This window comes from Saccharopolyspora erythraea NRRL 2338 (assembly GCF_000062885.1).
GTDB lineage: Bacteria > Actinomycetota > Actinomycetes > Mycobacteriales > Pseudonocardiaceae > Saccharopolyspora_D > Saccharopolyspora_D erythraea.
Genome location: NC_009142.1, coordinates 7,573,040 through 7,599,758 on the forward strand (window position 1 = coordinate 7,573,040; position 26,719 = coordinate 7,599,758).

General features: G+C 70.3%; 27 protein-coding genes. 4 read left to right on the forward strand and 23 right to left on the reverse strand.

The features are described from left to right. Positions 1 to 89: 89 nt before the first annotated feature. On the reverse strand, positions 90 to 458 hold the full coding sequence (locus SACE_RS32565; RefSeq protein ID WP_009943290.1) for a holo-ACP synthase: 369 nt from the start codon (positions 456 to 458) through the stop codon (positions 90 to 92). Between the two features lie 7 nt (positions 459 to 465). Continuing rightward, positions 466 to 2,328 carry a glutamine--fructose-6-phosphate transaminase (isomerizing) gene (gene glmS, locus SACE_RS32570; RefSeq protein ID WP_009943288.1) on the reverse strand — a complete coding sequence of 621 codons (1,863 nt, stop codon included), beginning with the start codon at positions 2,326 to 2,328 and terminating at the stop codon, positions 466 to 468. Between the two features lie 92 nt (positions 2,329 to 2,420). Here glmS and SACE_RS32575 point away from each other — a divergent pair, with 92 nt between their 5' ends. Beyond that, positions 2,421 to 3,284 (forward strand): dienelactone hydrolase family protein, encoded by an 864-nt coding sequence (locus tag SACE_RS32575; protein ID WP_044548079.1) that lies wholly within the window; start codon positions 2,421 to 2,423, stop codon positions 3,282 to 3,284. A gap of 35 nt (positions 3,285 to 3,319) precedes the next feature. Here the strand turns inward: SACE_RS32575 and SACE_RS32580 are convergent, their stop codons facing one another. After that, the gene (locus tag SACE_RS32580) at positions 3,320 to 4,045 is read right to left on the reverse strand and encodes a hypothetical protein (protein WP_009943286.1); all 726 of its coding nucleotides are present in this window, start codon (positions 4,043 to 4,045) and stop codon (positions 3,320 to 3,322) included. Positions 4,046 to 4,184: 139 nt separating this feature from the next. Between SACE_RS32580 and SACE_RS32585 the strand changes: the two genes are divergently transcribed. Then, positions 4,185 to 4,868 carry a hypothetical protein gene (locus tag SACE_RS32585; protein ID WP_009943285.1) on the forward strand — a complete coding sequence of 228 codons (684 nt, stop codon included), beginning with the start codon at positions 4,185 to 4,187 and terminating at the stop codon, positions 4,866 to 4,868. Positions 4,869 to 4,924: 56 nt separating this feature from the next. Here SACE_RS32585 and SACE_RS32590 read toward each other — a convergent pair whose 3' ends face one another. The 19 genes from SACE_RS32590 to SACE_RS35945 form a co-directional block, all read right to left on the reverse strand. Next, the gene (locus tag SACE_RS32590; protein WP_009943284.1) at positions 4,925 to 5,563 is read right to left on the reverse strand and encodes a hypothetical protein; all 639 of its coding nucleotides are present in this window, start codon (positions 5,561 to 5,563) and stop codon (positions 4,925 to 4,927) included. A 3-nt stretch (positions 5,564 to 5,566) separates the two neighbouring features. Further along, a complete protein-coding gene (locus SACE_RS38100; protein WP_011875153.1) occupies positions 5,567 to 8,455 on the reverse strand; it encodes a WXG100 family type VII secretion target in 2,889 nt (962 codons plus the stop codon). Next, positions 8,452 to 8,763, reverse strand: a complete 312-nt coding sequence (locus SACE_RS32600) for a type VII secretion target (RefSeq protein WP_009943281.1) — start codon at positions 8,761 to 8,763, stop codon at positions 8,452 to 8,454. Before SACE_RS32600 ends, SACE_RS38100 begins: the two co-directional genes overlap by 4 nt. A 203-nt stretch (positions 8,764 to 8,966) precedes the next feature. Beyond that, a complete protein-coding gene (locus SACE_RS32605; protein WP_009943280.1) occupies positions 8,967 to 9,380 on the reverse strand; it encodes a hypothetical protein in 414 nt (137 codons plus the stop codon). A 73-nt stretch (positions 9,381 to 9,453) separates the two neighbouring features. Further along, positions 9,454 to 9,801, reverse strand: a complete 348-nt coding sequence (locus tag SACE_RS32610; protein ID WP_009943278.1) for a hypothetical protein — start codon at positions 9,799 to 9,801, stop codon at positions 9,454 to 9,456. Between the two features lie 180 nt (positions 9,802 to 9,981). After that, on the reverse strand, positions 9,982 to 10,155 hold the full coding sequence (locus SACE_RS38510) for a hypothetical protein (RefSeq protein ID WP_009943275.1): 174 nt from the start codon (positions 10,153 to 10,155) through the stop codon (positions 9,982 to 9,984). 51 nt (positions 10,156 to 10,206) lie between these two features. Next, entirely contained in the window at positions 10,207 to 11,541 is a 1,335-nt protein-coding gene (gene glmM, locus SACE_RS32615) for a phosphoglucosamine mutase (RefSeq protein ID WP_009943274.1), read from the reverse strand. Positions 11,542 to 11,690: 149 nt separating this feature from the next. Beyond that, the gene (gene rpsI, locus SACE_RS32620) at positions 11,691 to 12,152 is read right to left on the reverse strand and encodes a 30S ribosomal protein S9 (protein WP_011875155.1); all 462 of its coding nucleotides are present in this window, start codon (positions 12,150 to 12,152) and stop codon (positions 11,691 to 11,693) included. A gap of 23 nt (positions 12,153 to 12,175) precedes the next feature. Continuing rightward, positions 12,176 to 12,622 (reverse strand): 50S ribosomal protein L13, encoded by a 447-nt coding sequence (gene rplM / locus SACE_RS32625; protein ID WP_009943272.1) that lies wholly within the window; start codon positions 12,620 to 12,622, stop codon positions 12,176 to 12,178. Positions 12,623 to 13,042: 420 nt separating this feature from the next. Further along, positions 13,043 to 13,330 carry a WXG100 family type VII secretion target gene (locus SACE_RS32630; protein WP_009943271.1) on the reverse strand — a complete coding sequence of 96 codons (288 nt, stop codon included), beginning with the start codon at positions 13,328 to 13,330 and terminating at the stop codon, positions 13,043 to 13,045. Positions 13,331 to 13,402: 72 nt separating this feature from the next. After that, positions 13,403 to 13,711, reverse strand: coding sequence for a WXG100 family type VII secretion target (locus tag SACE_RS32635; RefSeq protein WP_009943270.1), 309 nt, complete (start codon positions 13,709 to 13,711; stop codon positions 13,403 to 13,405). Between the two features lie 144 nt (positions 13,712 to 13,855). Next, the gene (locus SACE_RS32640) at positions 13,856 to 14,212 is read right to left on the reverse strand and encodes a hypothetical protein (RefSeq protein ID WP_009943269.1); all 357 of its coding nucleotides are present in this window, start codon (positions 14,210 to 14,212) and stop codon (positions 13,856 to 13,858) included. Between the two features lie 46 nt (positions 14,213 to 14,258). Next, the gene (locus SACE_RS32645) at positions 14,259 to 16,091 is read right to left on the reverse strand and encodes a type VII secretion-associated protein (RefSeq protein WP_011875156.1); all 1,833 of its coding nucleotides are present in this window, start codon (positions 16,089 to 16,091) and stop codon (positions 14,259 to 14,261) included. 337 nt (positions 16,092 to 16,428) lie between these two features. Further along, positions 16,429 to 17,238: an ESX secretion-associated protein EspG gene (locus tag SACE_RS32655; protein WP_009943264.1), complete on the reverse strand. Its 810-nt coding sequence runs from the start codon at positions 17,236 to 17,238 to the stop codon at positions 16,429 to 16,431. A gap of 66 nt (positions 17,239 to 17,304) precedes the next feature. Continuing rightward, on the reverse strand, positions 17,305 to 18,699 hold the full coding sequence (locus SACE_RS32660; protein WP_009943263.1) for a hypothetical protein: 1,395 nt from the start codon (positions 18,697 to 18,699) through the stop codon (positions 17,305 to 17,307). A 24-nt stretch (positions 18,700 to 18,723) separates the two neighbouring features. Further along, positions 18,724 to 19,263: a DUF3558 domain-containing protein gene (locus tag SACE_RS32665; RefSeq protein WP_173401327.1), complete on the reverse strand. Its 540-nt coding sequence runs from the start codon at positions 19,261 to 19,263 to the stop codon at positions 18,724 to 18,726. Positions 19,264 to 19,267: 4 nt separating this feature from the next. Then, positions 19,268 to 19,678: a hypothetical protein gene (locus SACE_RS32670; RefSeq protein WP_231849868.1), complete on the reverse strand. Its 411-nt coding sequence runs from the start codon at positions 19,676 to 19,678 to the stop codon at positions 19,268 to 19,270. 132 nt (positions 19,679 to 19,810) lie between these two features. Then, positions 19,811 to 19,999, reverse strand: a complete 189-nt coding sequence (locus SACE_RS32675; RefSeq protein ID WP_009943259.1) for a DUF397 domain-containing protein — start codon at positions 19,997 to 19,999, stop codon at positions 19,811 to 19,813. Next, a complete protein-coding gene (locus SACE_RS35945; RefSeq protein ID WP_044547696.1) occupies positions 19,996 to 20,838 on the reverse strand; it encodes a helix-turn-helix domain-containing protein in 843 nt (280 codons plus the stop codon). Before SACE_RS35945 ends, SACE_RS32675 begins: the two co-directional genes overlap by 4 nt. 111 nt (positions 20,839 to 20,949) lie before the next feature. Between SACE_RS35945 and SACE_RS32685 the strand changes: the two genes are divergently transcribed. Further along, positions 20,950 to 21,159, forward strand: a complete 210-nt coding sequence (locus tag SACE_RS32685) for a hypothetical protein (protein ID WP_009943256.1) — start codon at positions 20,950 to 20,952, stop codon at positions 21,157 to 21,159. A gap of 156 nt (positions 21,160 to 21,315) precedes the next feature. Then, positions 21,316 to 22,326 carry a hypothetical protein gene (locus SACE_RS32690; RefSeq protein ID WP_231849869.1) on the forward strand — a complete coding sequence of 337 codons (1,011 nt, stop codon included), beginning with the start codon at positions 21,316 to 21,318 and terminating at the stop codon, positions 22,324 to 22,326. A gap of 67 nt (positions 22,327 to 22,393) precedes the next feature. On the opposite strand, the gene SACE_RS32695 is transcribed toward SACE_RS32690, so the two are convergent. Further along, positions 22,394 to 26,473: a type VII secretion protein EccC gene (locus SACE_RS32695; RefSeq protein ID WP_011875159.1), complete on the reverse strand. Its 4,080-nt coding sequence runs from the start codon at positions 26,471 to 26,473 to the stop codon at positions 22,394 to 22,396. Positions 26,474 to 26,719: the final 246 nt, after the last annotated feature.

Below are 26,719 nucleotides of genomic sequence, written 5' to 3' on the forward strand. Positions count from 1 at the left end.
GCGTGCTCCCCTGGGCGCGGCGGTTGTGCGGCCTACAGTCTGGCTGAGCCACCGGCCCCCGCACCGGCGGGATCACCGCCGACACGCGGTCAGGCTTCGGCCACCACGAACGCCGACGCCATCTCCGCGTCGTGGGTGAGCGAGACGTGCCAGGCGGTGACACCCCGGACCTCGGCGGCCCGCGCCAACCGGCCCGACACCCGCAGCGACGGCCTGCCGTCGTCGGCCTGCACGACCTCGCAGTCGGTGAACCGGCACCCCGACGGCACGCCGAGCGCCTTGGCGGCCGCCTCCTTGGCGGCGAACCGCGCGGCCAGCGAGGTGACCGAACGCGCCGCGCCGTCGCGGGTCCGCCGCTCCGCCGGGGTGAACACGCGCTCGGCCAGCGCGGGCGTGCGCTCCAGCGACTCGCCGAAGCGGACGACGCCGACCAGGTCCGTGCCGATGCCGACGATCACCCGCCGCTCACTCCACCGTGACGGACTTGGCCAGGTTGCGCGGCTTGTCGACGTCGTAGCCGCGCGCACGCGCGATCTCGGCGGCCAGCACCTGCAACGGCACCGTGGACACCAGCGGCTGCAGCAGCGTCGGCACCGCCGGGATCTCGACGAGCTCGTCGGCGAACGGCCGCACCGTCTCGTCGCCCTCCTCGGCGATGACGATGGTGCGCGCGCCGCGGGCCTGGATCTCGCGGATGTTGGACAGCATCTTGGAGTGCAGCAGCGCCCGTCCCTTGGCCGAGGGCATCACCACGACCACCGGCAGGCCGTCCTCGATCAGCGCGATCGGGCCGTGCTTGAGCTCACCGGCGGCGAAGCCCTCGGCGTGCATGTAGGCGAGCTCCTTGAGCTTGAGCGCACCCTCCAGCGCGATCGGGTAGCCGACGTGCCTGCCCAGGAACAGCACCGCCTTGGAGTCGGCCAGCTTCTGGCCGAGCGCGCGCATCTGGTCGACGGTGCCCAGCGTCTGGCGGACCGCTTCGGGCATCGCGGCCAGCGCGGAGAACTCGCGGGCGACCTCGTCGGCGTACTTGGTGCCGCGCGCCTGCGCCAGCGCCAGGCCGACCAGGTAGTTCGCCGCGATCTGCGAGACGAAGGTCTTGGTCGCCGCGACCCCGATCTCCGGGCCCGCGTGGGTGTAGAGCACCGCGTCGGACTCGCGCGGGATCTGCGCGCCGTTGGTGTTGCAGATCGCCAGCACCCGGGCGCGCTGCGTGCGCGCGTGCCGGACGGCTTCGAGGGTGTCGGCGGTCTCACCGGACTGCGAGATCGCCACCACCAGCGTGTCGCGGCCGAGCACCGGGTCGCGGTAGCGGAACTCGCTGGCCAGCTCGACCTCGACGGGGATCCGGCACCAGTGCTCGATGGCGTACTTGGCCAGCAGACCCGAGTGGTAGGCCGTGCCGCAGGCCACCACGAAGACCTTGTCGATGTCGCGCAGGTCCTGCTCGGTCAGCCGCTGCTCGTCGAGGATGATGCCGCCGTCGTGGAAGTGGCCGCGCAGCGTGTTCTCCAGCGCGCCCGGCTGCTCCTCGATCTCCTTGAGCATGAAGTAGTCGTGGCCGCCCTTCTCGGCGGCCGACAGGTCCCAGTCGACGGTGAACGGACGCGCCTCGACCGGCTCGCCTGCGAAGTCGGTGACCTCGTAGCCGTCGCAGGTGATGGTCACGACCTGGTCCTGGCCGAGCTCCACGGCGTCGCGGGTGTGCTCGATGAAGGCCGCCACGTCGGAGGCCAGGAAGGTCTCGCCCTCGCCGACCCCGACGACCAGCGGCGAGTTGCGGCGCGCGGCCACGACCCGGTCGGGGTCGTCGGCGTGCGTGACGACCAGCGTGAACGCGCCCTCGAGGCGGCGGACCACGGCCGAGACGCTGGCGGTGAGGTCGCCCGCGGTGCTGCCGTTGGTGTAGGCGGCGGCGATCAGGTGCGCCGTGGTCTCGGTGTCGGTGTCGCTGGACATCTCGACACCGGCGGCCTCCAGCTCGGCGCGCAGCTCGGCGAAGTTCTCGATGATGCCGTTGTGCACCACCGCGACCCGGCCCGCGACGTCGCGGTGCGGGTGGGCGTTGCGGTCGGTGGGCGCGCCGTGGGTGGCCCACCTCGTGTGGCCCATGCCCGCGGTTCCCTCGAAGCGGTCACCGTCGAACTCGGCCAGCCGCGCCTCGAGGTTCGACAGCGCACCGGCAGCCCGCTCGACGGCCAGACCGCCGGAGCCGTCCAGCAGCGCCACGCCGGCGGAGTCGTAACCGCGGTACTCGAGCCTCCTGAGCCCGTCGAGCACCACGCCCAGCGCCTGGCGATGTCCTACGTAACCCACGATTCCGCACACACCGGGCAGCGTAACTACCGCTATTGGTCCATACCTCCCGAGGACCGGTGGACACCGCGCGAAACCACCCGGGTCCGCTACCGTTGCTGACCATGGCGCGGACTGCCAAGAAGGCACTCGAAGAACTGTCCCGGCGGGGCCCGCACGAGGTGCTGCACGGCGACCTCGCCGTCGTCGGCCTGCCGGGGATCGTCTGCACGCCGCGCGAGGGTCTCGGCCTGCCGGCCGTGGCCTTCGGACACGGGTGGTTGCAGCCGCCGCGACGCTACCTCGGGCTGCTGCGGCACCTCGCGTCGTGGGGCGTCGTGGTCGCCGCCCCGGGTACGCAGGGCGGCCTGTTCCCGTCGCACCGGCTGTTCTCCTCGGACCTGCGCACGGCCCTGGACATCTGCGTGAACGTCCGGCTCGGCGAGGGGCGCATCAGCGTGGACGGCGAGCGGCTCGCGCTCGCCGGGCACGCCATGGGCGGCGGCTGCGCCGTGCTCGCCGCCGCCGAGGACGAGCGCGTGCGCGCCGTGGCGACCCTGGCCGCGTCGGAAACCCACCCCTCGGCGTTCGTGGCGGCCAAGGCGGCGCACGTGCCCGGCCTGCACCTCGCGGGCGCCAACGACCTGCTCGCGCCGCCGGTCTCCAACGCCGAACCGATCGCGCAGGCGTGGGGCGGACCGGTGCAGCTGCGGACCCTGAAGAAGGCCAGCCACCTCGGCTTCGCCGAGGGGCGCCACTGGACGGAGCTGCTGCTGCACGGCAGGTCGGAGTGGGGCACCCAGCGCATCGCCAAGGCGATGGTCACGGCCTTCCTGCTGCGGACCCTCACCGGCGACCGGCGCGGGGACGCCCTGCTGGAGGGCGACCTCCCCGGCGCGGCGATCGACCACGCGCACACCCGCGGCGGCCTGGTGTCGGTGGAGCCGGCGGACAAGCGGAAGTCACGCCGCCGGCGCAAGGCGGCGTGACGGGCGGAGCGGGAGCGCCCGGTAGGGCCGCCCGGTCAGCGCGGTGGCTGCTGCCGGCCCCACTGCTGAGGCGGCATCTGCTGCTGAGGCGGCATCTGCTGCTGGGGCGCCTGCTGCGGCGGCATCGGCTGCTGCGGCTGCTGGGGATGGCCCGGCGCCATCGGCTGCTGCGGCTGCGGTCCCGGCCCGGCGAAGCCCTGCTGTCCCGGAACGGGACCTTGCGGGTGGCCCGGCGCCGGGAAGCCCTGCGGCTGGGGCTGCCAGCCCTGCGGCACCGGCTGACCAGCCGCCCGGCCTTCCGCCGCGCGGCCGACCGCGGGGAGCAACATCACCACGGCCACCGCCACCCAGAGCACCGCGTACACGGGCAGCGTCACGAACGCGGGGCCACCGGCGAACCCGATCGCGAGCGCGGCGACGGAGTCCAGCACCGCCACCACGCCCACACCGGCCACGACGAAGCGGGCCCAGCCGAAGCGCGTGACCAGCAACACCCCACCCGCGACCGCGGCAAGACCGAACAACATCGTCAGCACCGGGGACAGGAAGTCCAGCGAGGCCAGCGGGAATAACCGGTACAAAACCACCGGCCCGGCCAGGACCGACAGCCCGGCCACCACGTGCACCAGCCCGAGCACGGCGCCCGCGATCCCGGCGACCAGCACCGGAGCCCGCGACGGCCGCGGCGCACCCGGCGGCGGCCCGCCCTGCCAGCCGGCCGGCTGCGGCGCCCACCCGCCCTGCGGGAACCCCTGCGTCATCGCTCTCCTCCCAACGCCCGCGGCGCGGCCGCCCCGGTTGCCCGCGACAGGATAGGTCAGCGATCACGACGCCGGAGGCGAAGCGGTCAAGTCTCGGGAAGCGACCTCCGCACCGGCGAGATCGGAGAGAATCTGCGCCATGAGCACGCCGCAGCCTCCCTACGGCCAACCCCAGCAGCCGGGGCCCGGATACCCGCCCCAGGCCCCGCCGCCCGGTCCGCCCCCGCAGGCTCCCCCCGGCTACCAGCAGCAACCTCCGGCCGGATACCCGCAGCAGCCACCGCCCGGGCAGCAACCCGGCTACCCCCAGCAGCCCTACGGCGCACCCCAGCAGTACGGGCAGCAGCCCCAGTTCGGCGCCCCGCCGCCGGGAAAGCCCAGCCCCGGCCTGGTCCTCGCGACGGCGATCGTCGACATCGCCGCCGGGATCTACGCACTCGTCATGGGTGTCCTGCTCGGTCTCAAGTCCCTCGACGGGTGGACCGACCCGGAGTTCCTGTCCGTCCCCGGCGAGCTGCTCTCCACGCTGGCCGCGCTGATCCTGCTCGCCGCGGGCGGTGTTCTCGGCTTCGGCGCGGTGCAACTCCTCCAGAAGAAGCGAGCCGGGGTCCGCTTCACCTGGCTCGGAGGTGCGCTGGCGCTGCTCAGCTTCCCGGTGGACTGGGCGGGCAGCATCGTCGGCACCATGACTCTCGCGCCCCAGATCATGAGCTTCGAGCACGTCATCGACATCATCCGGCCGATCTCGATCGTCACCGTGCTGGCCGGTGCCGTCGTGCTGGTGCTGGGACTGCTGCCCCAGCTCAAACGCAGCGTGCAGTGAACCGGGCGTGAACGCGGAAGGGGCCGGGGCGCCGTACCCCGACCCCCTTCGCGGAGTCACCTCAGCCAGTTCTGGTTCTCGTAGTCGTCATCGTCGTCGAACGTCTGACGCGGTGGCGGCTCCCGCCTGGGTGCGGGCTTCGGCGGCGGCGCAGCCGCGGCAGGCGGTTGCGCCGGCTGCTGGTTGCGGCGGCCGAACCGGCCCGACTGCACCTGCCAGCGCCGATCAGGTGCCGGTGGCTGCGGGGCGGCGTGCTCGGCAGCGGCCGCGTGCCGAGGCGTCTGCCACCCGCCGGCGCCAGAGCCCGCGGGCCCGGTGGGCTGCGGAGCCTGCTCGGCGGCGGCCGGGGTCACCTCAGCGGGCTTCTTGATCGAATAGTTGTCGATGACGTCGCTGAACTCGTCGGCGATGTCGTCCCTCGGCTCGTCCAGGTCGTCGTCCTCACCCCCGATCTTGATCTCCTCCGCACCGTGCTTGGGGTTCGCCGCGGCCTCGCGCTCGGCGATCCGCTCGCGGACCCGCTGCTCGATCTTCTGGACCTTCTCGCTGAAGCTCCGGCCCGCCTCCGCCGCCTTGCGGTCGGCGTCGTTGGCCGCCTGGACGCTGACCTCCATGCGCGCGGCCGCCGTCGCCCTGATCTCCTCGAACTTGCGTCGAGCAGCGGCCACCGCCTCGCTGACCTCACCTGCCGGCATGGCTCACCGCCCCTTGTCTTCGCCGAGGACCGAACGGAACCGCACGTTGGACGGGTCGACGCCGTCGTCGAACAGCTGGCCCTGGGTGCGCCACGGGCTGGAGTTCTGCCGCTCCTGGTCGCCGCCCTGCTGGGCACCGCCACCGCCCATGCCACCCATGCCGCCCATCATGCCGCCGCCCATGGCGGCCTGGCTGGAAGCGGCGCTCTGGCTCGCACCGGCCCCACCGCCGGAGTCGGCCATCGAGCCGAGGCCAGTGGCACCTTGCGGGCTGCCCGCCGCGGCGTCGCTCATCGAGGCCAGACCCGTTGCTCCGGCGTGGCCACCTGGGCCCTGCCCGAAGGGCACGCCACCGGGCTGCTGGAATCCCGGCTGCTGCGGTCCGCCGGGCTGGCCGGGCTCCTGGCCGAGCCCGCCGAAGAGCTGGCCGGAAGCGCTGCCGAAGGAGTTCTGGCCACCGTCGCCGAAGCTGCTGAACATGTTCGTGCTGGCCGACTGCGGAGCCGTCGCGGCCGGTCCCGCCGCCGCACCCGCGGGCTGCGGTTCGCCGACGCCACCGCCGTCGTAGGTCGGCATGGCGCTGCCACCGCCGAACGAAGGAGCACCGCCGTCGTAGGCGGGCGCCGCACTTGCGCCACCGCCGTCGTAGGCGGGCATCGCGCTGCCGCCGCCGAACGACGGAGCGCCGCCGTCATGCCCCGGCGCAGCGCCCACCGCACCACCGTCGAAGCCCGGCATCGCGCTACCGCCGTCGAACGGAGGCAGCGGGCCCGCGCCGGGCGCCGCGGCAGCCGCGGCGGGCTCGGCACCGACCGGCGGCGCGAAACCCGCGCCCTCCGGGCCGACAGGCGCCGCCGCGCCGCCCGCGAACGCGGACGCGGTTTCCGGCACCTCGCCGATCCGCGGCGGCGGGACGGCTCCGGGCTCGTCGTCGCCGAAGTCGACGGTCTGGTTCAGCGGCGGCTGACCACCACCGTTGTCGATGTTGACCTTGATCTCGCCGTCCGGCGTGCGCTCCAGCGTGATCGTGCGGTCGCCTTCGTGGATGACGGCCTTGCCGTCGGGTCCGGGCTGCACCGGGATGCCGGCCTGGCCGCCTTCGGCTGGCATGCCGCCGACCTGCGGGGGCACTCCCGGCGAGGCCCCAACACCGCCCGGCAGGCCACCTCCCATCCCTGGCGCCTGGCCGGGCATGCCGGGAGCGGATCCGGGCATACCGCCCACCGGGGTCCCGACCCCGCCGGGCACGGCGCCGCCCTGTCCGGGCATCGTCGTGACACCGGGCATCGGCTGGCCGGGAGCGCCGCCTTCGGGCGGGAACTGCACGTCGTAGGTCTTGGGCTTGCCGTCCTCGCCGATCACCTGGACCGGCACGGTGCCGTCCTTGCCGGGCTCGGTGATGCTGACCGCGTCCTTGCCCTCGCCGAGGGTGACCTTCTCGGGCTGGTCGCCCGCACCGCCCCCGGCGCCTCCGGCAGCACCGCCGGGACCGCCCGGCTGCGGCATCTCGGGCATCTCCGGCGGCTTCGGCATCTCCGGAGGTTTCGGCATGTCGCCCATGCCGCCGCCACCGCCGGCACCCGCGCCACCACCGGCTCCGCCGCCGGTACCGCCGCCACCGGAGCCTCCCCCGGTACCGCCGCCACCGCCGGAGCCGCCGCCCTGCTGGCCACCGCCACCGGGCTTCTGCTCTCCACCCGGCTTGTCATTGCCGCCGGGGTTCTTGAACGGGTCCTCCTCGACCTTGCCGAGGTGGTCGGTCAGCACCTTCCACGCGTCGTCGACGGCCTTCTTGGCCTCGTCGCAGACACCGATGACGCCGTTGTACTTCTCCTGGAAGTTCGGGGAGAAGACGCTGCCGATCCATTCCTGGGCCTTGTTGGCGACCTTGGTCTTGAAGTTGTCGTCGTCGAGGCAGCCGTCGTCGACCTCGATGTTGAAGTAGCCGCAGACCTCTTTGAGCTTGTCGTCGTCGAAGTTGTTGGTCGCGACGTCGACGATCTTGCGGACCTGGTCCTTGCCCTTGCCGTCGACCGTGCTGACGTCCTTGATGCAGTCGAGGACCTTCGACGTCTTGGTGTTGACGTGGTCGGACACCTGGTGGATCGCCTGGCCCGCGATCTCCGCGGTGTCGCTGAGGTAGTCACCGACCTTGGAGGCCCCCGCGTTCATGTCGGCGAACGCCTTCTGCGACGCCTGCGACGCGCCGCCGCTCCAGCCGTTCCAGACGCCGGTCATCCGGTCGGCCATGGCCTTGCTCTGGTCGCGCTGGGTCTTGGCGGCGTTTTTCAGCTCTTCGATGTCGGCCTGGAAGTTGGCGAAGTTGATGTCGCGCTGCTCGTCGTAGCGCTTCTCGACGCCCTCCCTGGAGGTGTCGCCCTTCGGCGGCTGCTTCAGGTGGCCGGGGACGTCCTTGTAGATCGGCGAGAAGTTACTGAAGTACTCCAGCGCGGGCTTGCCCTTGTCCAGCAGCTCGTTGGAGTTGCTCACCCCGGCGCTGCCGTCGGAGGACTTGCGCTTGATGTCCTCCAGAGCGCCCTTGCCGTCCTTGACCGCCTTGTCGTAGCCGCCCTCGGCGTCGGCGCTCTTCTTGGCCGCGTCGTAGGAGCCCTTGAGGTCGGTGCTCTCGGACGCCGAAGAAGTCTTGTCGTAATCGACGGGGTACTTCTTCTCGTACTCGGCGAGCTCGTCGCGGACCTTGTCGCTGGCGTCCATCGGATTCTCGTCGGAATCAGAGTCCTGAACCCGGCGATATTCCTTGTGCGGCATGATGTGGGACTCATCCTTGAGATTGCGGATGAGGTCCTGCTTCTGGGCTACCGGAACGTTGGGGTCGTCGAGGACCTTCTTGACCTCGGCCCACGACGGGTGGTCGGGGTAGTTGTCGCTCACTGCCCACCGCCCGACTGCTTGATGGTGTCGGCGTTGGCGGCGTCATCCCACTCGTAGCCGCGGGCCGCGGAATTCAGCTTGTTCGCGTAGTCATCGGTGACCTGGGCGTTCTTCTCGATCGCCTTGCCGAGCTTTTTGAGCCCGTCGAAATAGGGCTGCGCGGCACCCTTGTGCTCGCGCCCGAAATCACCCGCCCCCAGCTTCGAGGCTTCGATCCCCTTCTTGAGCTCACCGATCGCATCCGAGCATCCCTTGATGGATGTCGCGGCGGATGCGAGTTCACCGGTGTTGGCACCGATCCCAGTCACCGCGAATCTCCCCTCACCGTCGCCCAACGAGCCGCGTCGCGCGCGGCCGTTCCTGGCGTTCAGACGGCCCCAAGTCGTGTTCCGTTCCCGATCCTGTCAGATCGCACGCGTGAATCCGCGCGGTTCGGCGCATCTACTTGCACTAGCGAAGGGTTGCGCCACCAGACGGGGTGGGGACGCCTGCCCGGAGGGCGGCGGGGGTGCTACTGCGGCGGGTAGGGCCCCTGCGGGGGCTGCTGGTAGCCCTGCTGCGGAGGCTGCTGGAAACCCTGCGCAGGAGACGGCGGCTGCACCTGCTGGGTGGGCTGCTCGAAACCCTGCGCGGAAGACGGCGGGTACACCTGCTGCGTCGGCTGCTGGAAACCCTGCGCAGGAGACGGCGGGTATACCTGCTGGGTCTGCTGCTGGAAGCCCTGCGACGGCGGGAACTGCTGCTGCTGGCCGTACTGCGGCGGCTGCTGCTGAGGCGGGTACTGCTGGCCGAAGCCCTGCTGCGGCGCGAAACCACCCTGGGGCTGCGCCGGGCCGGACTTGCTCTTGACGATCAGGAAAGCGGCGAGCGCCCCCGCTCCGCCGCCGATGATGAGCGGCAGCACGACGCTGAACAAGATCCCCATGACAACCTCCCCGGTCGGGCAACCCCAAGCTATCGAACGTGCGCGGCCGTCGACGAGGCCGCCCCGCACGCGGTCACTGCGACGGGTTCGGACCCTGAGGAGGCTGCTGGGAGCCCTGAGACGAAGAGGGCGGGTACACGTGCTGGGTGGGCTGCTCGAAACCCTGCGCGGAAGACGGCGGATACACCTGTTGGGTCGGCTGCTGGAAGCCCTGCGACGGCGGGAACTGCTGCTGCTGGCCGTACTGCGGCGGCTGCTGCTGAGGCGGGTACTGCTGGCCGAACCCCTGCTGGGACGCGAAGCCCTGCGGAGGCGGGGCAGCTCCGGACTGGTTCTTGGTCATCAGCATGGCGACGAGCGCGCCCGCGCCCGCACCGCCGACAGCGCCCACCAATACTGCGAGCACGAACTGGAAGCCCACGGCGAATCTCCCCTTCGGACGACTGGTCCCGAAGGTATCTGAGACCGGGGCGCGCTGGGGGAGGACGGCGGGGGACGGCTCAGTACGGGGCGATGGCGAGGACGACCAGGAACGTGAGTGCCATGGCCGCCAAGGGCAAGACCAGGACGGTCAGCACGCCACCGACGGCCTCGCCGCGCATCACGCCTCCTGCGAGCGGCGGCGGCGCAGCCGGGTGGACATCCACGAGCCACCGACGTGGGCCGCGTTCGCGGCTTTGAGCCCGACCAGCACCAGAGCCGAGAGAATGATCATGGCGGCGACCAGCCCGACCGCGACGAGCCCGACTGTGATGGCGACAACGATGGCACCCATGTGAGCAGGCTCTCACATATTGCGGGCGTCCGGAGACCTAGATCACAAAAATCACCGAATCGCGGCAACAAGTTCGGCCAAACGCCCGGCCACCCGCTGCGCGGTCCCCTCGCTGCGCGCCTCGACCATCACGCGCACGAGCTGCTCGGTGCCCGACGGCCGCAGCAGAACGCGGCCCTCGTCGCCCAGCTCGGCCTCGGCCTCCGCCACGGCCTTCGCCACCTCGGGCGCGCCGCACGCCGTCGCCTTGTCCGCGACCCGGACGTTGACCAGCACCTGCGGGAGCCGGGTCATCGTCGCCGCCAGCTCGGCCAGCGACCGGCCGGTCTCCACCACCCGGCCCATCAGCCGCAGTGCCGTGAGCAGGCCGTCACCGGTGGTGGCGTGATCCGGCAGCACCACGTGCCCGGACTGCTCCCCGCCCAGCGAGAAGCCGCCCTCGCGCAGCTCGGCCAGCACGTAGCGGTCGCCGACGGCGGTGGTGCGCAGCTTGACCCCGTGCTCGCGCATCGCCAGGTGCAGGCCGAGGTTGCTCATCACGGTCGTGACGAGGGTGTCGTCGGCGAGCTCGCCGGCCTCCTTCATCGCCACCGCGAGGATCGCCATGATCTGGTCGCCGTCGACGACCGAGCCGGTGGCGTCCACCGCCAGGCAGCGGTCGGCGTCGCCGTCGTGCGCGAGGCCGAGGTCGGCGCGGTGCTCGCGGACCGCGGCGCGCAGCCCGTCGAGGTGGGTGGAGCCGACGCCCTCGTTGATGTTGAGACCGTCGGGTTCGGCGTTGAGGGCGATCACCTCGGCCCCGGCCAGCCGGTACGCCGAGGGCGCGACCGCGGCGGCGGCGCCGTTGGCGCAGTCGACCACGACGCGCAGGCCGTCCAGCGGCTGCGGGGTGGCTTCGAGCAGGTGGTCGACGTAGCGGCTGCCCGCGTCGGGGACGTCGCGCGCGCGCCCCACGGCGGCCCCGGTCGGCCGGTCGACGCGCTCGTCGAGCCGGTCGGCGATCTCGTCCTCGACCGCGTCCGGCAGCTTGTGCCCGCCCGCCGCGAACAGCTTGATCCCGTTGTCGGGCATCGGGTTGTGCGAGGCGGAGATCATCACGCCCAGGTCCGCCCGCATCGCCGAGACCAGGTGCGCGACCGCCGGTGTCGGCAGCACGCCCACCCGCAGCACGTCGGCGCCCGCCGAGGTCAGGCCCGCGGTCACCGCGGCCTCCAGCATCTCACCGCTCGCCCGCGGGTCCCGGCCGACCAGCGCCACCCTGCGCCGGGAGTCGTCGCGTTCGTAGAGCACCCGCGCCGCCGCCGATGCCACCGACAGCGCCAGCTCGGGCGTGAGATCGGCGTTGGCCAGCCCTCGTACTCCGTCAGTGCCGAACAACCGGGACATGTGCAGCAGATCCTCCTGTCAGAAGCGGTGAGGCGAAGCGCCGGGGCCGGGTCGCACGGGAGTGGACACCTGTGCATACAACTGCGGGAGCAGTCCCTCGTCCCCGGGGACGAACGACTGCTCCCGCAGATTGTGTGGTGCTCTCCAGGTCAGCGCTTGCTGTACTGCGGAGCCTTGCGGGCCTTCTTGAGGCCGTACTTCTTGCGCTCCTTCTCCCGCGAGTCACGGGTGAGCATGCCGGCCTTCTTCAGCGCCGGGCGGTCGTCGGCGTCCAGCTCGACGAGCGCGCGGGCGATGGCCATGCGCAGCGCGCCGGCCTGACCGGACGGGCCGCCGCCGCGCAGGGTGGCCGCCACGTCGAAGCTCTCGACCCGCTCGACGGTCACCAGGGGCTCCTTGATGAGCTGCTGGTGGACCTTGTTCGGGAAGTACTGCTCCAGGCTCTTGCCGTTGAGCTTGAAGCCACCGTTGCCCGGCACCAGCCGGACGCGGACCACGGCCTCCTTGCGGCGACCGACCGTCTGCACCGGACGACCGGCGGGCACCGGCGCGATGTCCTCGGCGACGGGGGCGTCCTCGACGGCCGGGGCTTCGTCGGCCGGAGCGGTCACTTGCTCTTCGTGCAGTTCGTCAGTCACTTCTCGACCTTCGCGTTGATCTCGAACGGCTGCGGGTTCTGGGCCTGGTGCGGGTGCTCGGGACCGGCGTAGACCTTGAGCTTCTTGCCCATGGCCCGGCCGAGCTTGTTCTTCGGCAGCATGCCCTTGATCGCCTTCTCGAGCAGCCGCTCGGGGTGCTTGTCCAGCACCTGCCCGAAGGACTGCTTCCGCAGACCGCCGGGGTAGCCGCTGTGCCGGTAGTGGAACGCCTGGTCCCGCTTGTTACCGGTGAGGGCCACCTTCTCGGCGTTGACGACGACGACGAAGTCGCCGGTGTCGACGTGCGGAGCGTAGGTCGGCTTGTGCTTGCCGCGCAGCAGCAGCGCGGCCTGGGTAGCCAGCCGGCCGAGCACCACGTCCTCGGCGTCGATCACATGCCAGGCGTGGGTCACCTCGCCGGCCTTCGGGCTGTACGTGCGCACGGGTCTACCTCGTCGTCGTTCGCGTCGGAATCTCGGTGCGGACCCCGTGTATCCCACGGGGGATCCCGTCGGAATCGCGCCGGGTCGGTCCCTCTCTGGCGAAGCTGTTCCGCTCCGGAGAAACCGGCGCCGCCTTCAATGCCTTCGGACCATCGCCGCAAGGCAGGTGATCGGGCATCGCAGTCGCGCACCGCACAACAAATAATGAGGGTACTTGGTGGCCGACGGCGGGGTCAAAACGGGTCCGGTGGTTTCCGGAACCCCATCTCTGACCTGCGTCATCGACCGGATCAGGATAGCCGGTGGCCCTGGTCGCCCCGCATCGGCCCCGGGTACGGGGACTCCCCGCTCCGCGACCCCGCCCCGGCTGCGAAAAAGCCGGCCCCGGATGCCCGGGGCCGGCTTCCTGCTTTGGTGCGATCAGCCACCGAAGCGGGCGGCGTTGCGCGACTCACCCTGCTGGTAGGCCTCGTTCGCGGTGGAGACGGCCATGCCCATCTTGGCGGCGATCTCCTGCATGTTGGCCGCGGCCTTGTCCCACTCCTCCTGCGCCTGGCGGTAGGCCTCCTGGGCCTGGCCCTCCCAGGTGGAGACCAGCGGCTTGAGCATCTGCTCCAGCTCGTCCAGCTCGCCCTGGATCTTGGTGGCGGCCTGGCCGAGGTCGTCGGCGGCCTGGCTCAGCTGGCCGAAGTCAACCTTGATTTCCATTGCTGCTTTCCCCTCAAGAAGTGATTCGGATCAAAGAAGAAGTCGCTCGGAACCGTTCGCGCGCGGCGGGCGTCAGCCCAGCAGGCCCTCGATCTTGGAGATCTCCTGCGCCTGCTCCTCTTCGCGCTGCGCGTAGTCCTGGCCGGAGCTCTTGACGTTCTCGCTGAGCTCGTTCAGCTTGTCGTTGATCTTCTTCGCGTTCTCCTGGAAGGCGTCCATCAGCTTCCGGAAGACGTCGGAGGCGCCACCCTTCCAGTTCGCCAGGACCGGCTCCATCTGGCCCTGCAGGGTGTTCACGGCCTGCTCGATGTTGCCGCGGACCTCGTCGATCTGACCCGAAGCCTTGTCGATGATCTCAACGTCACCTGCGAAACCGCTCATTGCGGGTTGACCCCCTTCGTCGGCGTGTGGTCACTCAAGTTCTGATGAACCTACGACGCAGACATTGCCACGTCCGGTTCCCGCTTGTCTCGGATTTGTGCGCAAGCCGTTGCGGAGGTAAACGCCGGGACGGGAACCCGCTGGTCAACGCAGGATTTGCGCTTGGGAAAAGTCGAGATCGCTACCGTCGGACGGCGTTTGCTCTTGCGATTCCGGGGATTTCGCGGCCCCGCCCGATCCATCCACATCGGACTCCGCGACGACCCGGAGGTCCTCCGCGGGAAGCCCCGCGTCGTGCCGGAACTCCGCTGCGGCGCGGGCCCGCTCCGACTCAGCGACCGCGCGCAGCTCGCCGCGGCGGACGCCGTCGCCGAGTTCGGCCGTGCGAGCACGGAAAGTCTCCGAACGCTCGAGAACGTCGGAACGGGCGCGTCTGCCCCTGCTGACCGCGGTTCCCAGCGCGTCCCTCAAACGCCGCACGGAATCGTCCAACCCAGCCATGGAAATGCCTCATTTCGAAAACCGCGACGGCGCCGCGGGAATTGTCTCAGCGGACCACGAGGGAACCGACGACGTCGGAACAGGCTGCGAGCACCTGCTGCCTGCTCTGCGAGGTCCACTGGCACCCGATGCTGACCCGGTACTGCTTTTCGTGGATGACGTACCACTCCACCGTCGAATCCGACAGGTGCTCCCGGTAGTAGACCACGTTGCGGCCGGCGAAACTGGCGTTCTCCTCCAGGCCGGTGAACTGCGCACCCTTGTTGATGCCGTCCTGGTACAGCGACCGGATCTCCTGCATCGCCCGGGTCCGGCCCGCCTGGGTGTCGTAGCCGAGCTCGCCCTGCTGCACGAGGATGCTGCCCTGACCGGTCTGCGGTGAAATGATCGTCTGCCAGTTCCGCGGGTCGCCGCCGGTCTGGTGCCAGTCGGCGGGGTAGTTGAACTCGTACTGGTACAGCGCCATCCGGCGTTCGCCGTCGACCGGCTGCGACGGTGCCGGTTCCGGCGCGAGGGCGATCGCCGTGGCGACGCCCGCGGCGACGACGACGGCCGCCGCGACGGCGGCCATCCACACCGCCTTCGGCCTGCGCCCGCGGCCGCGCCGCACCTGGGTGCTCACCGGCCGGGTCTGGTCGCTGCCGCCGATGACGATCGTGGAGGCGCGGCTCAGCGAGTCGCCCGAGGTGGTGCCCGGCCCGGCGACCGGCGCCGGGTGGCCGCCGGAGGGCGGGGCGCCCACGGGGTAGTTGCGGACCGTGCGCTGCCGGCCACCGCTCCAGCCCCCGGACGGCGCCAGACCTCCGGAGCGCTCCGGGTCGAGTCGCACCGCGCGCAGGGCGCCCCTGGCGACCACGGTCTCGGGCTGGTCCAGCGTGGTCGGCACGACGCCCGTGCGCTCGTGGATCAGCCGCGACACCATCGGGATCCGGCTCGAGCCGCCGACCAGGAAGACCCCGGCGAGCCGCTGCCGGGACACGCCGCCCTCGCGCAGCACGGTCGGGACCAGGTCGGCGGCCTTGCCCAGCGGCTCGGCGATCAGCGCCTCCAGGTCGGCGCGGGTGACGTGCGCGTCGGAGAACGGCGGTGGCATCGGCACGTCGGTGTAGGTGTGGCGCGACAGCGTCTCCTTCGCGCCGCGCACGTCCTGGCGCAGCACGCGGCGCCGCCTGCGGTCGGCCATCTCGCGGCCCTCGACCAGCTGCCGCCACGCCTGCGGGTCGGTGCCGGAGACCGTGCGGCCGATGTGCTCCAGCAGCGCCTGGTCGATATCGGCACCGCCGAAGTTCGGCTCGCCGCGGGTCGCCAGCACCTGGAACGCGCGGCCCTGCTTGGCCACCACGCTCGCGTCGACCGTGCCACCGCCCAGGTCGAGCACGGCCAGCGCGCCGCCGTCGGGCAGGCCGTAGCCCGCGGAGTGGAACACCGCCGCGGCCACCGGTTCGGGCACCAGCACGAGCTCCTTGGCGAGTCCGACCGCGGCGTTGCGCAGCTCGGTGGCGCGCACCGCGCCCCAGTCGGCGGGGTGCGTCAGCACCAGCAGGTCGACCACCGCGCCGCCGGCGTAGCGGCGGGCCTCGCCGACCGCGCGCTGCAGCACCGAGCGCACCACGTCGCCGACTTTCATGACGGTGCTGCCCAGCAGCAGCTCCCCCTCGTCGATGCGCCGCTTGGGGTGGGGTTCGAAGCGCGAGGGGTCGACGGCGGCCTGCCGTTCGGCCTCGTGCCCGACGAACAGCGTGCCGTCCGGGGCCGCGAACACCGCGGACGGGACCAGCGGCTGGCCGTCGATCACGACGACATGCGGTTCTCCGCCGCCGACCGACACCACGGTGCAGGTGCTCGACGTGCCGAAGTCGATCGAGACGTGCAGGGACACCCAGAACTCCTTCACCGCCGGCGGCTCGTGAGCTCCCCCGGCGTATGTCGTCCGGCCACCGCGGTACGCGGCCCGGCCGGTTCCCCCGCGCACCCTAGATGTTGCGGGTGCGAGCGCTACAACAGTCTGCCCCGGATCGGGTGACCTTCGCGAGCATCTTGCGAAGTCCGGGGCTCGCGGCGCCGATGCGCGGCAGGAAGGCGAAGCAGGCGAATCGCACCAAACCGTCTATGTCGGCGGACATCACGGCGGTCCGGGGACTGACGGGCTCTCAGACGACGATGACCACGGAGCACTCCGCTGCGGGCGAAGCCTCGCCCGTCGTCTTCCCAGGCCGCTAGCGGGCGGCGCCGCGGACTTCGGCCACCCGGTTCTCCAGCGCGCTGGTGATGTCGGCCGGCCCCAGCGGCGCGACGACCAGTTCGGGTTCGTTGCCGCTGCGTTGCCGCTGGCTGAACCCGTACCGGCCCATCGGCTCGAAGGCGTCGAACCACTTCAGAGGACGGGAGCGGCGCGTGTGGCCCATCCGATCGCGCAGGTTGGCGGTGAACTGGCCGTCCCGGAAGTGCTGGGCGTCGACCATCTCACGCAGCACCCGCTCTCCGGGCTGCCGCCGCCGCGTGCTGGAGTCCATCAGGTCGACGTCTTCGTAGCTCTCGTCCTGCCGGGGCGCGAACGCGCTGACCGGCACCGCAACGGTCGGACGGTGCCCCGGCGGCGCGGCCGGCATCCCCTGCACCGCGGCGGCGGCGACCGACGTCCGCTGGTGCACCGAGATCTGGAGATCACCACCGTGCGACTCGGTCTCGCCGGGAGCCTGAACCAGCAGGATCGAGGCGCTTTCGGCCACCACCGAAAGCAACCGCGCCGGTGAGGGGTTGGTGTCATCAGGCATCCACAGCCCCTCGACCCACAGGCCGGGCTTTGCGATCCGCGCCAGCACGTCGGCGAAACGCGGAGCCAGGCCGGTCCCCGACAGCAGGCCCGCCGCTTCCAGCTCGGGCAGCGTGCGCTGTTTTAGCACGGCCCGCTCTTCCATCGTCTGGCCGTGCGAGCGGACCGCGACCGGGAACGGCTGCTCGTCGAAGCCGCCGATCTCCCAGCACAGGTCGAACCAAAGCGGTGGCAGCCGCCATCGCTCGGACACATTTCCCCCTAGTAGCAATGGAAAGCGTGGTCCTCACCGACCGATGCGGCTGGTGAGGACCACAGCTCATTCACCGAAGACCGGCGGCGCGGTCCTGGGCATCCCGTCGGTCCAGACGTCCTGGTCTTCGATGAGCCAGCTCGGACGCTCGTGTTCCAGGTCATCGCCGGTCTCACCGCCACGACCGGCACCGGCGCCGCCACCCATCGCGCCGCCGGCACCGCGGCCACCCGCGCCACCGGCGCCCTTCGCCCCGACTCCACCGGCAGCACCGGCGCCCGCGCCGAGGCCGCCTGCTCCAGCGCGACCGCCCGCACCGACACCGGGGCCGCCACCGGCGCGAGCGCCGACACCGGACCCCATACCGCCGCGGCCCGCACCCGCACCGCCACCGGCGGTGGGGCCCCCACCAGGACCAGGCCCGGTGACGAAGGCACCAGGCGGCTGGGAGCCCGGCACGCCTGGGCCACCTGGCACGGGGCCGTTCGGCGGGAAGGCCGGGGTGCGCGGCTGGTCCGCCCACTGCGATCCGGAACCGGCGGGACTATCGACTGAAGGCAGGTTCGGCGCGCCACCGCCCGACCCGATCCCTCCCGGATTCGAGCCGCCCGGCGTGGTGCCGGACGGGTTGAACGCCCGTCCCGGCGTTTGCCCGGACACCGACGGGTCCTGCCCCGCCGGGATGTTCGACCGGCCCGGCGGCGGGGGCGGAGGCGGTGGCGGGTTCAGCGGGTCGACCGGAGGCGGCAGCGACGGAGTGCTGCCGTCCACAGCGGTGTAGCCGGGGCTGTAGACGTTCTCCGCGATGGCGCGGGCGCGCTTCTCGTCCTCGGAGCGCTCCTTCATCTGCATCGCCGCGTCCATCATGGCGAAGCCGCCGCCGGTCATCCCGCCCATGCCGCCGGCCAGCAGCGACCGCGCGGTCCCGCCCTCGTTCGGCGGCTGGATCGACGCCTTGGTCTGCTCGGCGGCGAGCCCGGCTTCCTGCACCTTGAGCCCGGTCATCCGCACCGAGTCGCCGAAGGACTGCCCCCACTGCTGCAACGGCTGTGCGGCGTTGAGCCCGGCATCCGCCGCCTGACCCCGCATCCCGTCACCAGCGGCGTCACGGGCCTGTTTGTCCAGGTCGGCGAAGACCTCGGCGATCTCCTCGCCGAGCTTCGCCCACGCGCGGCCGGACGCCTGGATGTCGTCGGGCTTCAACGACTCCTTGAGCTGGGTCGCCAACCGCTGGTGATCCCATTCCTTCCAGTTGTCGTGCTGCTGGATCGACGCCGGATCGGTGCCCGCGACTTCCAGACCCCGCTGCTTGGCGGCGAGGTCTGCCCGCCCCTTCTCAGCGGCGGCAAGCGCAGCTTTCTGCGCGACGATGTCCGCCTGCTGCGCACGCGTGTTGCCGCCGGTGAACGACTGGTACATGTCGTAGGCACCATCGGCAACAGCCTTGAACGGGTTGTCCACGCCTTCCTCCCCCTCCGGCGTTACTTACTTCGGCAGCTTCGGCTCGATCTGCTGCGCGATCTCAAGAGCCTTCGCGCACGGGTCGTTGCCCTGGATCTGGTCGGAGCTGTAGGTGACCTGGGCGATAACAGAGCCACCGCCAGCTTCGACGATCTGACGACACACTCCCTGCCCCATTCCACCGGCAGCGACCCCGCTGATCCCCCGCCTGGACGCCACCTGGTTGTTCTCGAACTTGTCGAAGTTGTTCCGACGTCCTTCCCAATAGGACAGATCCCGCCCGTCGGCCTTGAGGAGCGTAAGAACCAGGTCCTCACTGTCGAAGTCGCAACCGACTTCCCCGACTCCCTGGTCCACCGGCGCCCCCGGAGCTTCGACACCTTGCGCCTGCAACTGCTCAGCGCTCAAGGCCGTGCACGGGTCGAAGTTCGCCAATCCGGGCTCTTTCGGCCCTTCACTGGTAGGAGTCGGCCCGGCGCTTGGTCCACCGCACCCAGCGAGCAGAAGACCCGCAGAAGCGAGCACGGCGGCGACCGTGGTTCGTGTTGTACGCATACCCACCATCAGATCAGATTTTCCGTCCCAGATTCCGGGCGCTCTCTTCGTCTGTGTTCCGCATCTCCTTGGCGGAATCCCTATAGGCTTGAGCCATATTCCGCAAGATCGTCTCCATCTTTCGGAGAATCTGGATCAAGCCTGCATCTGGGTCGCCCTCAGTGCCGCGGACTTTCTCGTTGAACTTCTTCTCCATCGAACGTCCGATGAAGCAGTCACCGTAGGCACCGTTGACAATCAACTCTTGGGCACGGGCCACCTTCGTCCGTACCTTGTCCGCCTTGTCGTCGTAGACCTTGGCGACGCGCTCGGCGGCTTCCGGGTCCATGACCAGGTGGCCCGAGTCCACTGCTGCCCGCAGGCCCTGCGCCTGGCCCGCCAACGCCCCTGCCTGCTGGGCGAAGCCCTCCATCCCCGTTGTCAACGGAGCCCCCTCCACGACCGTGATCGGCGGTGATCAACCCCTCCGTAGATCACCGCCGTGGAGACTACCGAGAGCCTTGGGGGCGCGGACCCCGATCCCGAACATCTCACTCAAATCACCCGGACAGCGCAGTCACCAGCGCTGATCGCGCATCGCGGCCACGAACGAAGCCCACTTACGGCGCTGGAAGACCAGCGTCCCGCCGTCGCGGTCCTTCGTATCACGTACCCCGACGAAACCTGGAGCGGAGCCGACCTCGACGCAGTCGGCCTGAGCACCGCTATAGCTCGACTTCCGCCATCCGGATAACTCGCCGGTCATGTTGCCTCGCTCTCGTACCGCTTGATGTACCCGCTCAGTATCTCGCGGGAAGCACCCGGAGCCAGGGCATGTTTGCCGAGGCGATCCACGGCATCGAGGAAGAGGCTCACGTCGTCGGGTTCGTCCAGGAACGCACCAGAACTCCTGGCTTCGAGGAAGACCACTGGCCTGGCCTTGATGAACTCGAAAAGCACGAAGGTACCGCTCAACCCCGCGTGCGCGCCGACCGCGAGCGGTAGAACCTGCACTGTCACGTTGGGCTCCTCGCTCGCCGCAAGGACCCGCCGGAGCTGTTCGGCCATCACTCGTGGCCCTCCCACCGGCCGCAGCAACGCAGTCTCGTCAATGAAAGACCACAGCTCAGCCGGGTCTACCTTGCTCAGAACGCCTTGCCGCACCTGGCGGATCGAAACGTGGTCGTCGATGTCCTGGGCATCGACCCCACCAGCTTGCATGATCTCCCGTGTGTACGGCCTCGTCTGAAGCAGGCCCGGAATCGTGTTGAGCGCGACACTGGTAATGCGCGTCGCACGCTGTTCGGCATCGATCAGTGCCGTTAGCTGCGCTGGAAGGTGTCGACCAAGCTCCCACCACGCCGGTTCGTGGATCTCGCGCGTCATCTTCAGAAGTCGGTCGCGATCGATCCCCGTCACGCCGAGCGTGTCCAGGATCGCGGTCACCGGCTCCACTTTGAGCCCGCGCCGCGCAGTCTCCAACCGGCTGACCTTCGATTCCGACCATCCCAGGCGGTTGCCCAGTTCACGCAGGGTCAGACCAGCCGCCTCCCGGGCCGCCCGAAGCTCCTTTGCCAACGCACGTGCCCTCGGCGTGTCTGACATGAGGACAGCTTACGGACCACCGACACCTCTGTTGATCTCCCTCGATCAGGTAATTGATGACTTGCAGATCATTCGGCAAGACTTGCCACATCGCCAACCCGAGGAGACACCGTGACACTGACCTTCGTCTGGCGGCCCATACCCGGCGCGGGTCGGCACGCGTTTCCCGTGGCAGCGCTGAAGCTCGCCGGCGACGCGAAGGCCACCGCCTACTGCAGGGCCGAAGCCGACGCCGCTCAGCTCCACGACCGCAGCGAGATGGACTGGATCTGCGAAACGACCTGCGCTGCCTGCTGGAAAGCCCTCTCCGCGAGGGAGTGAGACCCGGTCCGGCGCCGCCCTCCCCCAGCGCCGAACCGAACGGTGGCCGGGCACGGCTTCCCCGACCCGGGCCCGGCCACCACCCAACACAGGAACGTCGGGGAAACCACCACTGGGGTTCGAGTGTCATTTCCACATGTGCCGCCGCCTTACGCCGTGCGGAAACCGCGCCGTCGCAGGGCGGCGGTGGGCGTCGCGCTGGTTCTGGCCGGAGCCGCGATCACGATCAGCGCCATATCCGCCGCATGGCTGAGCACCGCGAGCCGGAGCACCGCGGCGTTCGACGAGAAGGCAGGTTTCAAGCCGGGCATGGAGATCAACGAGGCAGTGCTGGCCGCGACAGACCCGGACGCGCTCTACGAGGCGATGTTGCGCAACCAGCTCATGCGGCCCGTTCACCAGGTCACCACCGAACACTACTCGAATCCCCAGTGGTTCGAGGACGCCGAACGTCTCGGCCACACCGTTCGGCAGACCCGCGTCGACTACGAGCACAACCGCGTCACCGAGGCCGATACCGACTACGAAGTGGTGGATGGAGTCCAGGTGCTCCATGCGCAAAGCCGCTGCGTCGACGGGGAAGGGCACCGGTGGAGCGAGTACACGGGGACGTGGAGCGGACGCCCGCCGGGGTCCTGCATACCGGAACTCATCAAGGTGGGCTCAGGCGACGGAATCGCTCCCGGCGGCCTCAGCGCGAAACAGGCCGACCGCTACCTCCGGTACCTGCGCGGGGAGTTCGGCGATCCGATCTCGGTCGGCAAGCCGACGCTGTTCCGGCACGACGGCAAGTCCTACGTGCGTTTGCCCGTCAAAGTGACGCCGCTTCGCACCCGCGACCGCGGGTACACCGGCATGATGCTCTTCCAGTGGGCCCTGCAAGCAGCGGGAATCAGTCCGCTGACCTACCCCTACAGCAACGGCGGCGCGGCGGCGAGCGGCGTCGAGGTCACCTACTACATCGATCCCGCGACGACGCTTCCCGCCTACTCGTTCCAGCGCATGACCCCGGTCCTGAACAGCGCGGGCGAGGTGAGGGACCCCGGCGAGCGGCTGAGCGTCAGGCGCTCGGAGTACGCGTTCCCCGAGCGATGGCGCCCCTACGACCTGGCAAACCCGACCGACCTCGAACCGATCGCGCTCACCTGGCACCGCGACATCCGCTGACGCCTCGCAAAAGCGAAGCCCTCCCCCGTCCGAAGACGAGGGAGGGCTTCAGCGCGTTAGCCGAGGATCACTCCGGCCTGAGGAAGGCCGTCTGGATCATCTGCGGACCGCCCTTGAGCGAGCGGCTGACCAGCGTGCCGCGGCCCGGCGGCAGCTGCCGCGACTTGATGTTGCCGACGAGCTGGCCGTCGTCCTTGTTCGCGCTCATCGCCAGACCCGGCGCCGAGGCCTCGCGCATCTTGCCGATGATCGGCTCGTACAGCGCGCGGTTCGCACCACCGGAGTTGCGTGCGATGACGAAGTGCAGACCGACGTCGGACGCCTGCGGGACGAAGTCCGCCAGCGGTGCCAGCGGGTTGTTGCCCTGCGGGGCGACCAGGTCGTAGTCGTCGACCACGACGAACAGCTCCGGACCCGTCCACCAGGAGCGGTCGCGCAGCTGCTGCTGCGTGACGTCGGGACCCGGCAGCCGCTTTTTCAGCGCGTTGACGACGTCCTTGACGTTGCTCTTGAGCTGGTCGGCACCCACCGAGTACTCCAGCAGGTGGCTGTTGAGGAAGCCCAGCATGGTCCGCCGGTAGTCGACCAGCAGGATGAGCGCTTCCTTCGGGGTGTAGCGGGTGGTGATGCCTCGGACGATCGTGCGCAGCAGCGCCGTCTTGCCCGCTTCCCGCTCGCCGAAGGCGTAGAAGTGCGGTTCCTGCTGGAAGTCCAGGTAGACCGGGTGCAGGCCCTCCTCGTTGATGCCGATCGGCACCAGCTTCGGCCGGGGCTGCTGCTCCGGCGTCGGCAGCTGCTCGTAGGGCAGCAGGTCCGGCAGCAGGCGAACCTGCGGGGCCGGACGGCCCTTCCAGGAGCTCTTGACCCGGTTGACCAGGTCGCTGACGCCGTCGGCGAGGTCGTCGTTGTAGAGCTCCCACCCGGCGCGGGCGGGCCTGCGCTCCTCGGTGGCGGCGGCAAGCTCCACGTTGACGCGGTCCCCGATGTTCTCGCTGTCCACGCGCGGCACCGCCGCAAGGAAATGCAGCTCCGACGGGTGCAGACCGCGGCCGGGGCGGCCCTCGGGCACGTTGGCCGCGATCTTGCGGTGGATCTCGGACTCGGTGTGGTCACCGAGCCGCAGCTCCATCCGGGTGCCCAGCAGGTCCTTGAGCGCGGGGCGGATCTCCGCCCAGCGGTTGGCCGAGACGAACACGTGGATGCCGAACGCCAGACCCTGCGAGGCGAGGTTCAGCACGTCCTGCTCCAGCGTCTCGAACTCCTGCCGGAACGCCGCCCAGCCGTCGATGAGCAGGAAGACGTCGCCGTAGGGGTCGTCGCTGATGTCGCCGCGCCGCTTGCGGTTGCGGAAGTCGCTGATGCCGTCGATGCCCTGGGCCTGGAAGCGGCCTTCGCGCTCGGCCATCAGTCCCTTGAGCTCCGACACCGTCCGGCGGACCGTGTCGGGGTCGCGGCGACCGCCGAAGCCACCGACGTGCGGCAGGTTCTTCAGCGAAGCCAGCGAACCACCACCGAGGTCGATGCAGTAGAACTGCACCTCCTGCGGAGTGTGGGTCAGGGCCATCGACGCGACCAGCGTGCGCAGCACGTTGGACTTGCCCGACTGCGGACGGCCGACGACCGCGCCGTGCCCGTTCGCGCCGCCCAGGTCCAGCATGTAGTAGTCCTGCCGCTGGTGGAACGGCACGTCGACCAGACCCACCGGCACCTGCAGCCTGCCGCTGCCCGCGAAGCCCGCCGCCGTGTAACCACGGTCGTCGGTGGCCTGCAACGGCGGCAGCAGCGTGTCCAGGGTGGGCGGTGCGTCCAGCGGGGGCAGCCACACCTGGTGCGGCGGCGGACCCGCGTTGATGGTCTTGCGGATGATGACCTGGAAGTCGGTGGGGGCCAGCTCGTCCTGCGGCTCCTCCTTGACCTCCTCGACCGCCGGCTTCTCCGGCTCCGGCGGCTTCTCGATGTAGTCCGGGATGAAGACGCGCGGCTGCTTCTCACCGGTCACCGGCGAGGCCGCCGCGCCCGCGGGCTTGCGACCGGTCGTCTGGTGCAGGTAACCCGACACGTAGGCGGCGCGGAAGCGGTCCATGCCGTTGGGGTGCTTGAGGTACCCGTGACCACCGGTCGCGGGCAGGTCCGCGGCGTCGGGGATGCCGATCGCGGCGCGGGACTCCGCGGCGTTGAAGGTCTTCAGACCGATCCGGTAGGACAGGTGCGCGTCCAGGCCGCGCAGCTTGCCCTCCTCCAGCCGCTGCGACGCCAGCAGCAGGTGGACCTGCAGCGAACGGCCCAGCCGGCCGATCTCGTTGAACAGGTCGGCGAACTCCGGCTTCTTGGCCAGCAGCTCGCCGAACTCGTCGATGACGACGAACAGCGCGGGCAGCGGTTCCTGCGCCTTCTCGTCACCGGCCTCGCCCTGCTTGCGGTAGTCCCAGACGTTCTTGGCGCCCGCGGCCTGCAGCACCTCCTGGCGGCGGTTCATCTCACCGGCCAGCGCGTCCTGCATGCGGTCGATCAGGGTGGAGTCGTCACCGAGGTTGGAGATGTTGGCCGACACGTGCGGCGCGTCGTCGAACCCGTTGAACGTCGCACCACCCTTGAAGTCGACGAGCACGAAGTTGAGCATCGACGACGAGTGCGTGGCGATCAGGCCGAGCACGATGGTGCGCAGGAACTCGGACTTACCGGAACCGGTCGCACCGATGCACAGGCCGTGCGGGCCCATGCCGCCGGAGGCGGTCTCCTTGATGTCCAGGTGCACGATCTCGCCGTACTCGCCGGGGCCGATCGCCACCCGGTACAGGTCGTCCCTCGACCGGGGACGCCACGCCTCGTGGATGTCGAAGGTGACCGCGTCACCGGCCAGGCCGAGCTGCTCGATGTAGTTCAGCGGCGTGGTCAGCGGCTCGTAGCCGCCGCTGTCGGCCTCCACCGCGGGACCGCCCGCGACCCGGTACGGCGACAGCGAACGGGCCAGCGAGGTGGCCTGCTCCATGCTCAGCGTGTCCGGCTCGCCGAACCACTCGACACCGCTGCCGCCGCGGGCACCGATGCGGTCCTCCTCGACGACCATGCGCATGCCGCGGCGCGCGGTGATCTGGCCGAGCACGTCGGACAGGTCGATCATGGTCACACCGGCCATGCCGCCTTCGACGATCAGCGCCTCCTCGCGACTGATCTCGGCGTCGTCGATCAGGATCACCACGTGCGGCTGGCCGTCCGGCGGGGCTGCGTTGCGCTGGAAGCGCGGGCGGTCGGCGAGCTGCTCGGAGAGCATCTCCTCGATCGCGCGCAGCGAACCGGCCATCAGCCGCATCTGGCCGATGCCGTCGGTCTCGGTGGGGTGCTGGGCGTGCGGCAGCCACTTGACCCAGTCCCACTCGCGGCGGGCGCGCCCGCTGCTGGCGACCGCGATGATCACGTCGTCGGGCGTGTGGAACGTCGCGAGCTGGCAGATCATGGCGCGAGCCAGGGCCCGGGTCAGCTCCCGGTCGCCCTGCAGGCCCACGGCGGCGAAACCGCGCAGCGAGATCGCGATCGGCAGCCCGGCCACCAGCGAGTGCGCGCGCACGAAACGGCGCAGCGCCAGCGTCGTGATCGGCTCCAGCTCGTCGACCGGTCCGGTCTGCGGCGGCACCAGCCGGGTCTCCAGCCGCTGCGAGCCGCGGCCGACGCGCACCTGGCAGAAGTCGTTGTCGTTGCCGCGCCGCTCCCACATCCGGCGGCTGCCCGCGGCGATCGACCACAGCGTCTGCGGGTCCGGGTGCACCCACTCGCGTGCCAGCCGCTGCTCCTCGGCGGCCTCCCGCGCGCGGTCGCGCATCTGGCCGAGGTACCGCAGGTAATCCTTGCGGTCCTCGTTCATCTCGGCCTTCTTCTGGCCGCCGTCCTTGCCCCCGCCCGCCATCATCCCGAATGTCGAGATGAGCATCATCATCGGCATCATCATCATCATCGGGTTGTCTTTTGCCCGCTGGAGCATGAAGACCATCATCCCGAGCGACGCGACGATCATGACGCCCGGAAGAACCTTCTGAATGACGTTGCCGGGGATGGTCCGCGGGATCTCCGGCGGCGGTTCGAGGTGCACCTCTCCGCCCGGTGGCCTCGGAGCGGCCAGGCGTGGCGTGCGCTTGAACTGCAGCGTGCTCACCGGACGCAGCACCCTTTCCGTGTTCGACATTGCCCGAAATGCTTTGCTCGCAGGCAGCATTCTGTACTGCCAGCGAGGCCGACGGCAGCGGGGTCGCCGGAGATCGGACCTCAGACGTGACCAATCAGATACCAACTAGTTGGCACTTCTTGGACCAAACCCATCACCCGGCCGTGGTCGGTGCGGCCATACTAGGGGCGCTCTCCGGCCGGGCGGGCGGGTTTCGAGGAAAACCCCGGGCTTGGT

Bases quoted from the DNA above. Each gene is read 5' to 3' on its own strand.
- SACE_RS38510 (WP_009943275.1), bottom strand. From the start codon at position 10,155: ATGGGTGCCATCGTTGTCGCCATCACAGTCGGGCTCGTCGCGGTCGGG.
- glmM (WP_009943274.1), bottom strand. From the start codon at position 11,541: ATGTCCCGGTTGTTCGGCACTGACGGAGTACGAGGGCTGGCCAACGCC.
- SACE_RS32590 (WP_009943284.1), bottom strand. From the start codon at position 5,563: ATGCCGGCAGGTGAGGTCAGCGAGGCGGTGGCCGCTGCTCGACGCAAG.
- SACE_RS32585 (WP_009943285.1), top strand. From the start codon at position 4,185: ATGAGCACGCCGCAGCCTCCCTACGGCCAACCCCAGCAGCCGGGGCCC.
- SACE_RS32640 (WP_009943269.1), bottom strand. From the start codon at position 14,212: ATGGCTGGGTTGGACGATTCCGTGCGGCGTTTGAGGGACGCGCTGGGA.
- SACE_RS32575 (WP_044548079.1), top strand. From the start codon at position 2,421: ATGGCGCGGACTGCCAAGAAGGCACTCGAAGAACTGTCCCGGCGGGGC.
- SACE_RS32580 (WP_009943286.1), bottom strand. From the start codon at position 4,045: ATGACGCAGGGGTTCCCGCAGGGCGGGTGGGCGCCGCAGCCGGCCGGC.
- SACE_RS32665 (WP_173401327.1), bottom strand. From the start codon at position 19,263: ATGGTGGGTATGCGTACAACACGAACCACGGTCGCCGCCGTGCTCGCT.
- SACE_RS32635 (WP_009943270.1), bottom strand. From the start codon at position 13,711: ATGAGCGGTTTCGCAGGTGACGTTGAGATCATCGACAAGGCTTCGGGT.
- SACE_RS35945 (WP_044547696.1), bottom strand. From the start codon at position 20,838: ATGTCAGACACGCCGAGGGCACGTGCGTTGGCAAAGGAGCTTCGGGCG.
- SACE_RS32605 (WP_009943280.1), bottom strand. From the start codon at position 9,380: ATGGGGATCTTGTTCAGCGTCGTGCTGCCGCTCATCATCGGCGGCGGA.
- SACE_RS32630 (WP_009943271.1), bottom strand. From the start codon at position 13,330: ATGGAAATCAAGGTTGACTTCGGCCAGCTGAGCCAGGCCGCCGACGAC.
- SACE_RS32675 (WP_009943259.1), bottom strand. From the start codon at position 19,999: ATGACCGGCGAGTTATCCGGATGGCGGAAGTCGAGCTATAGCGGTGCT.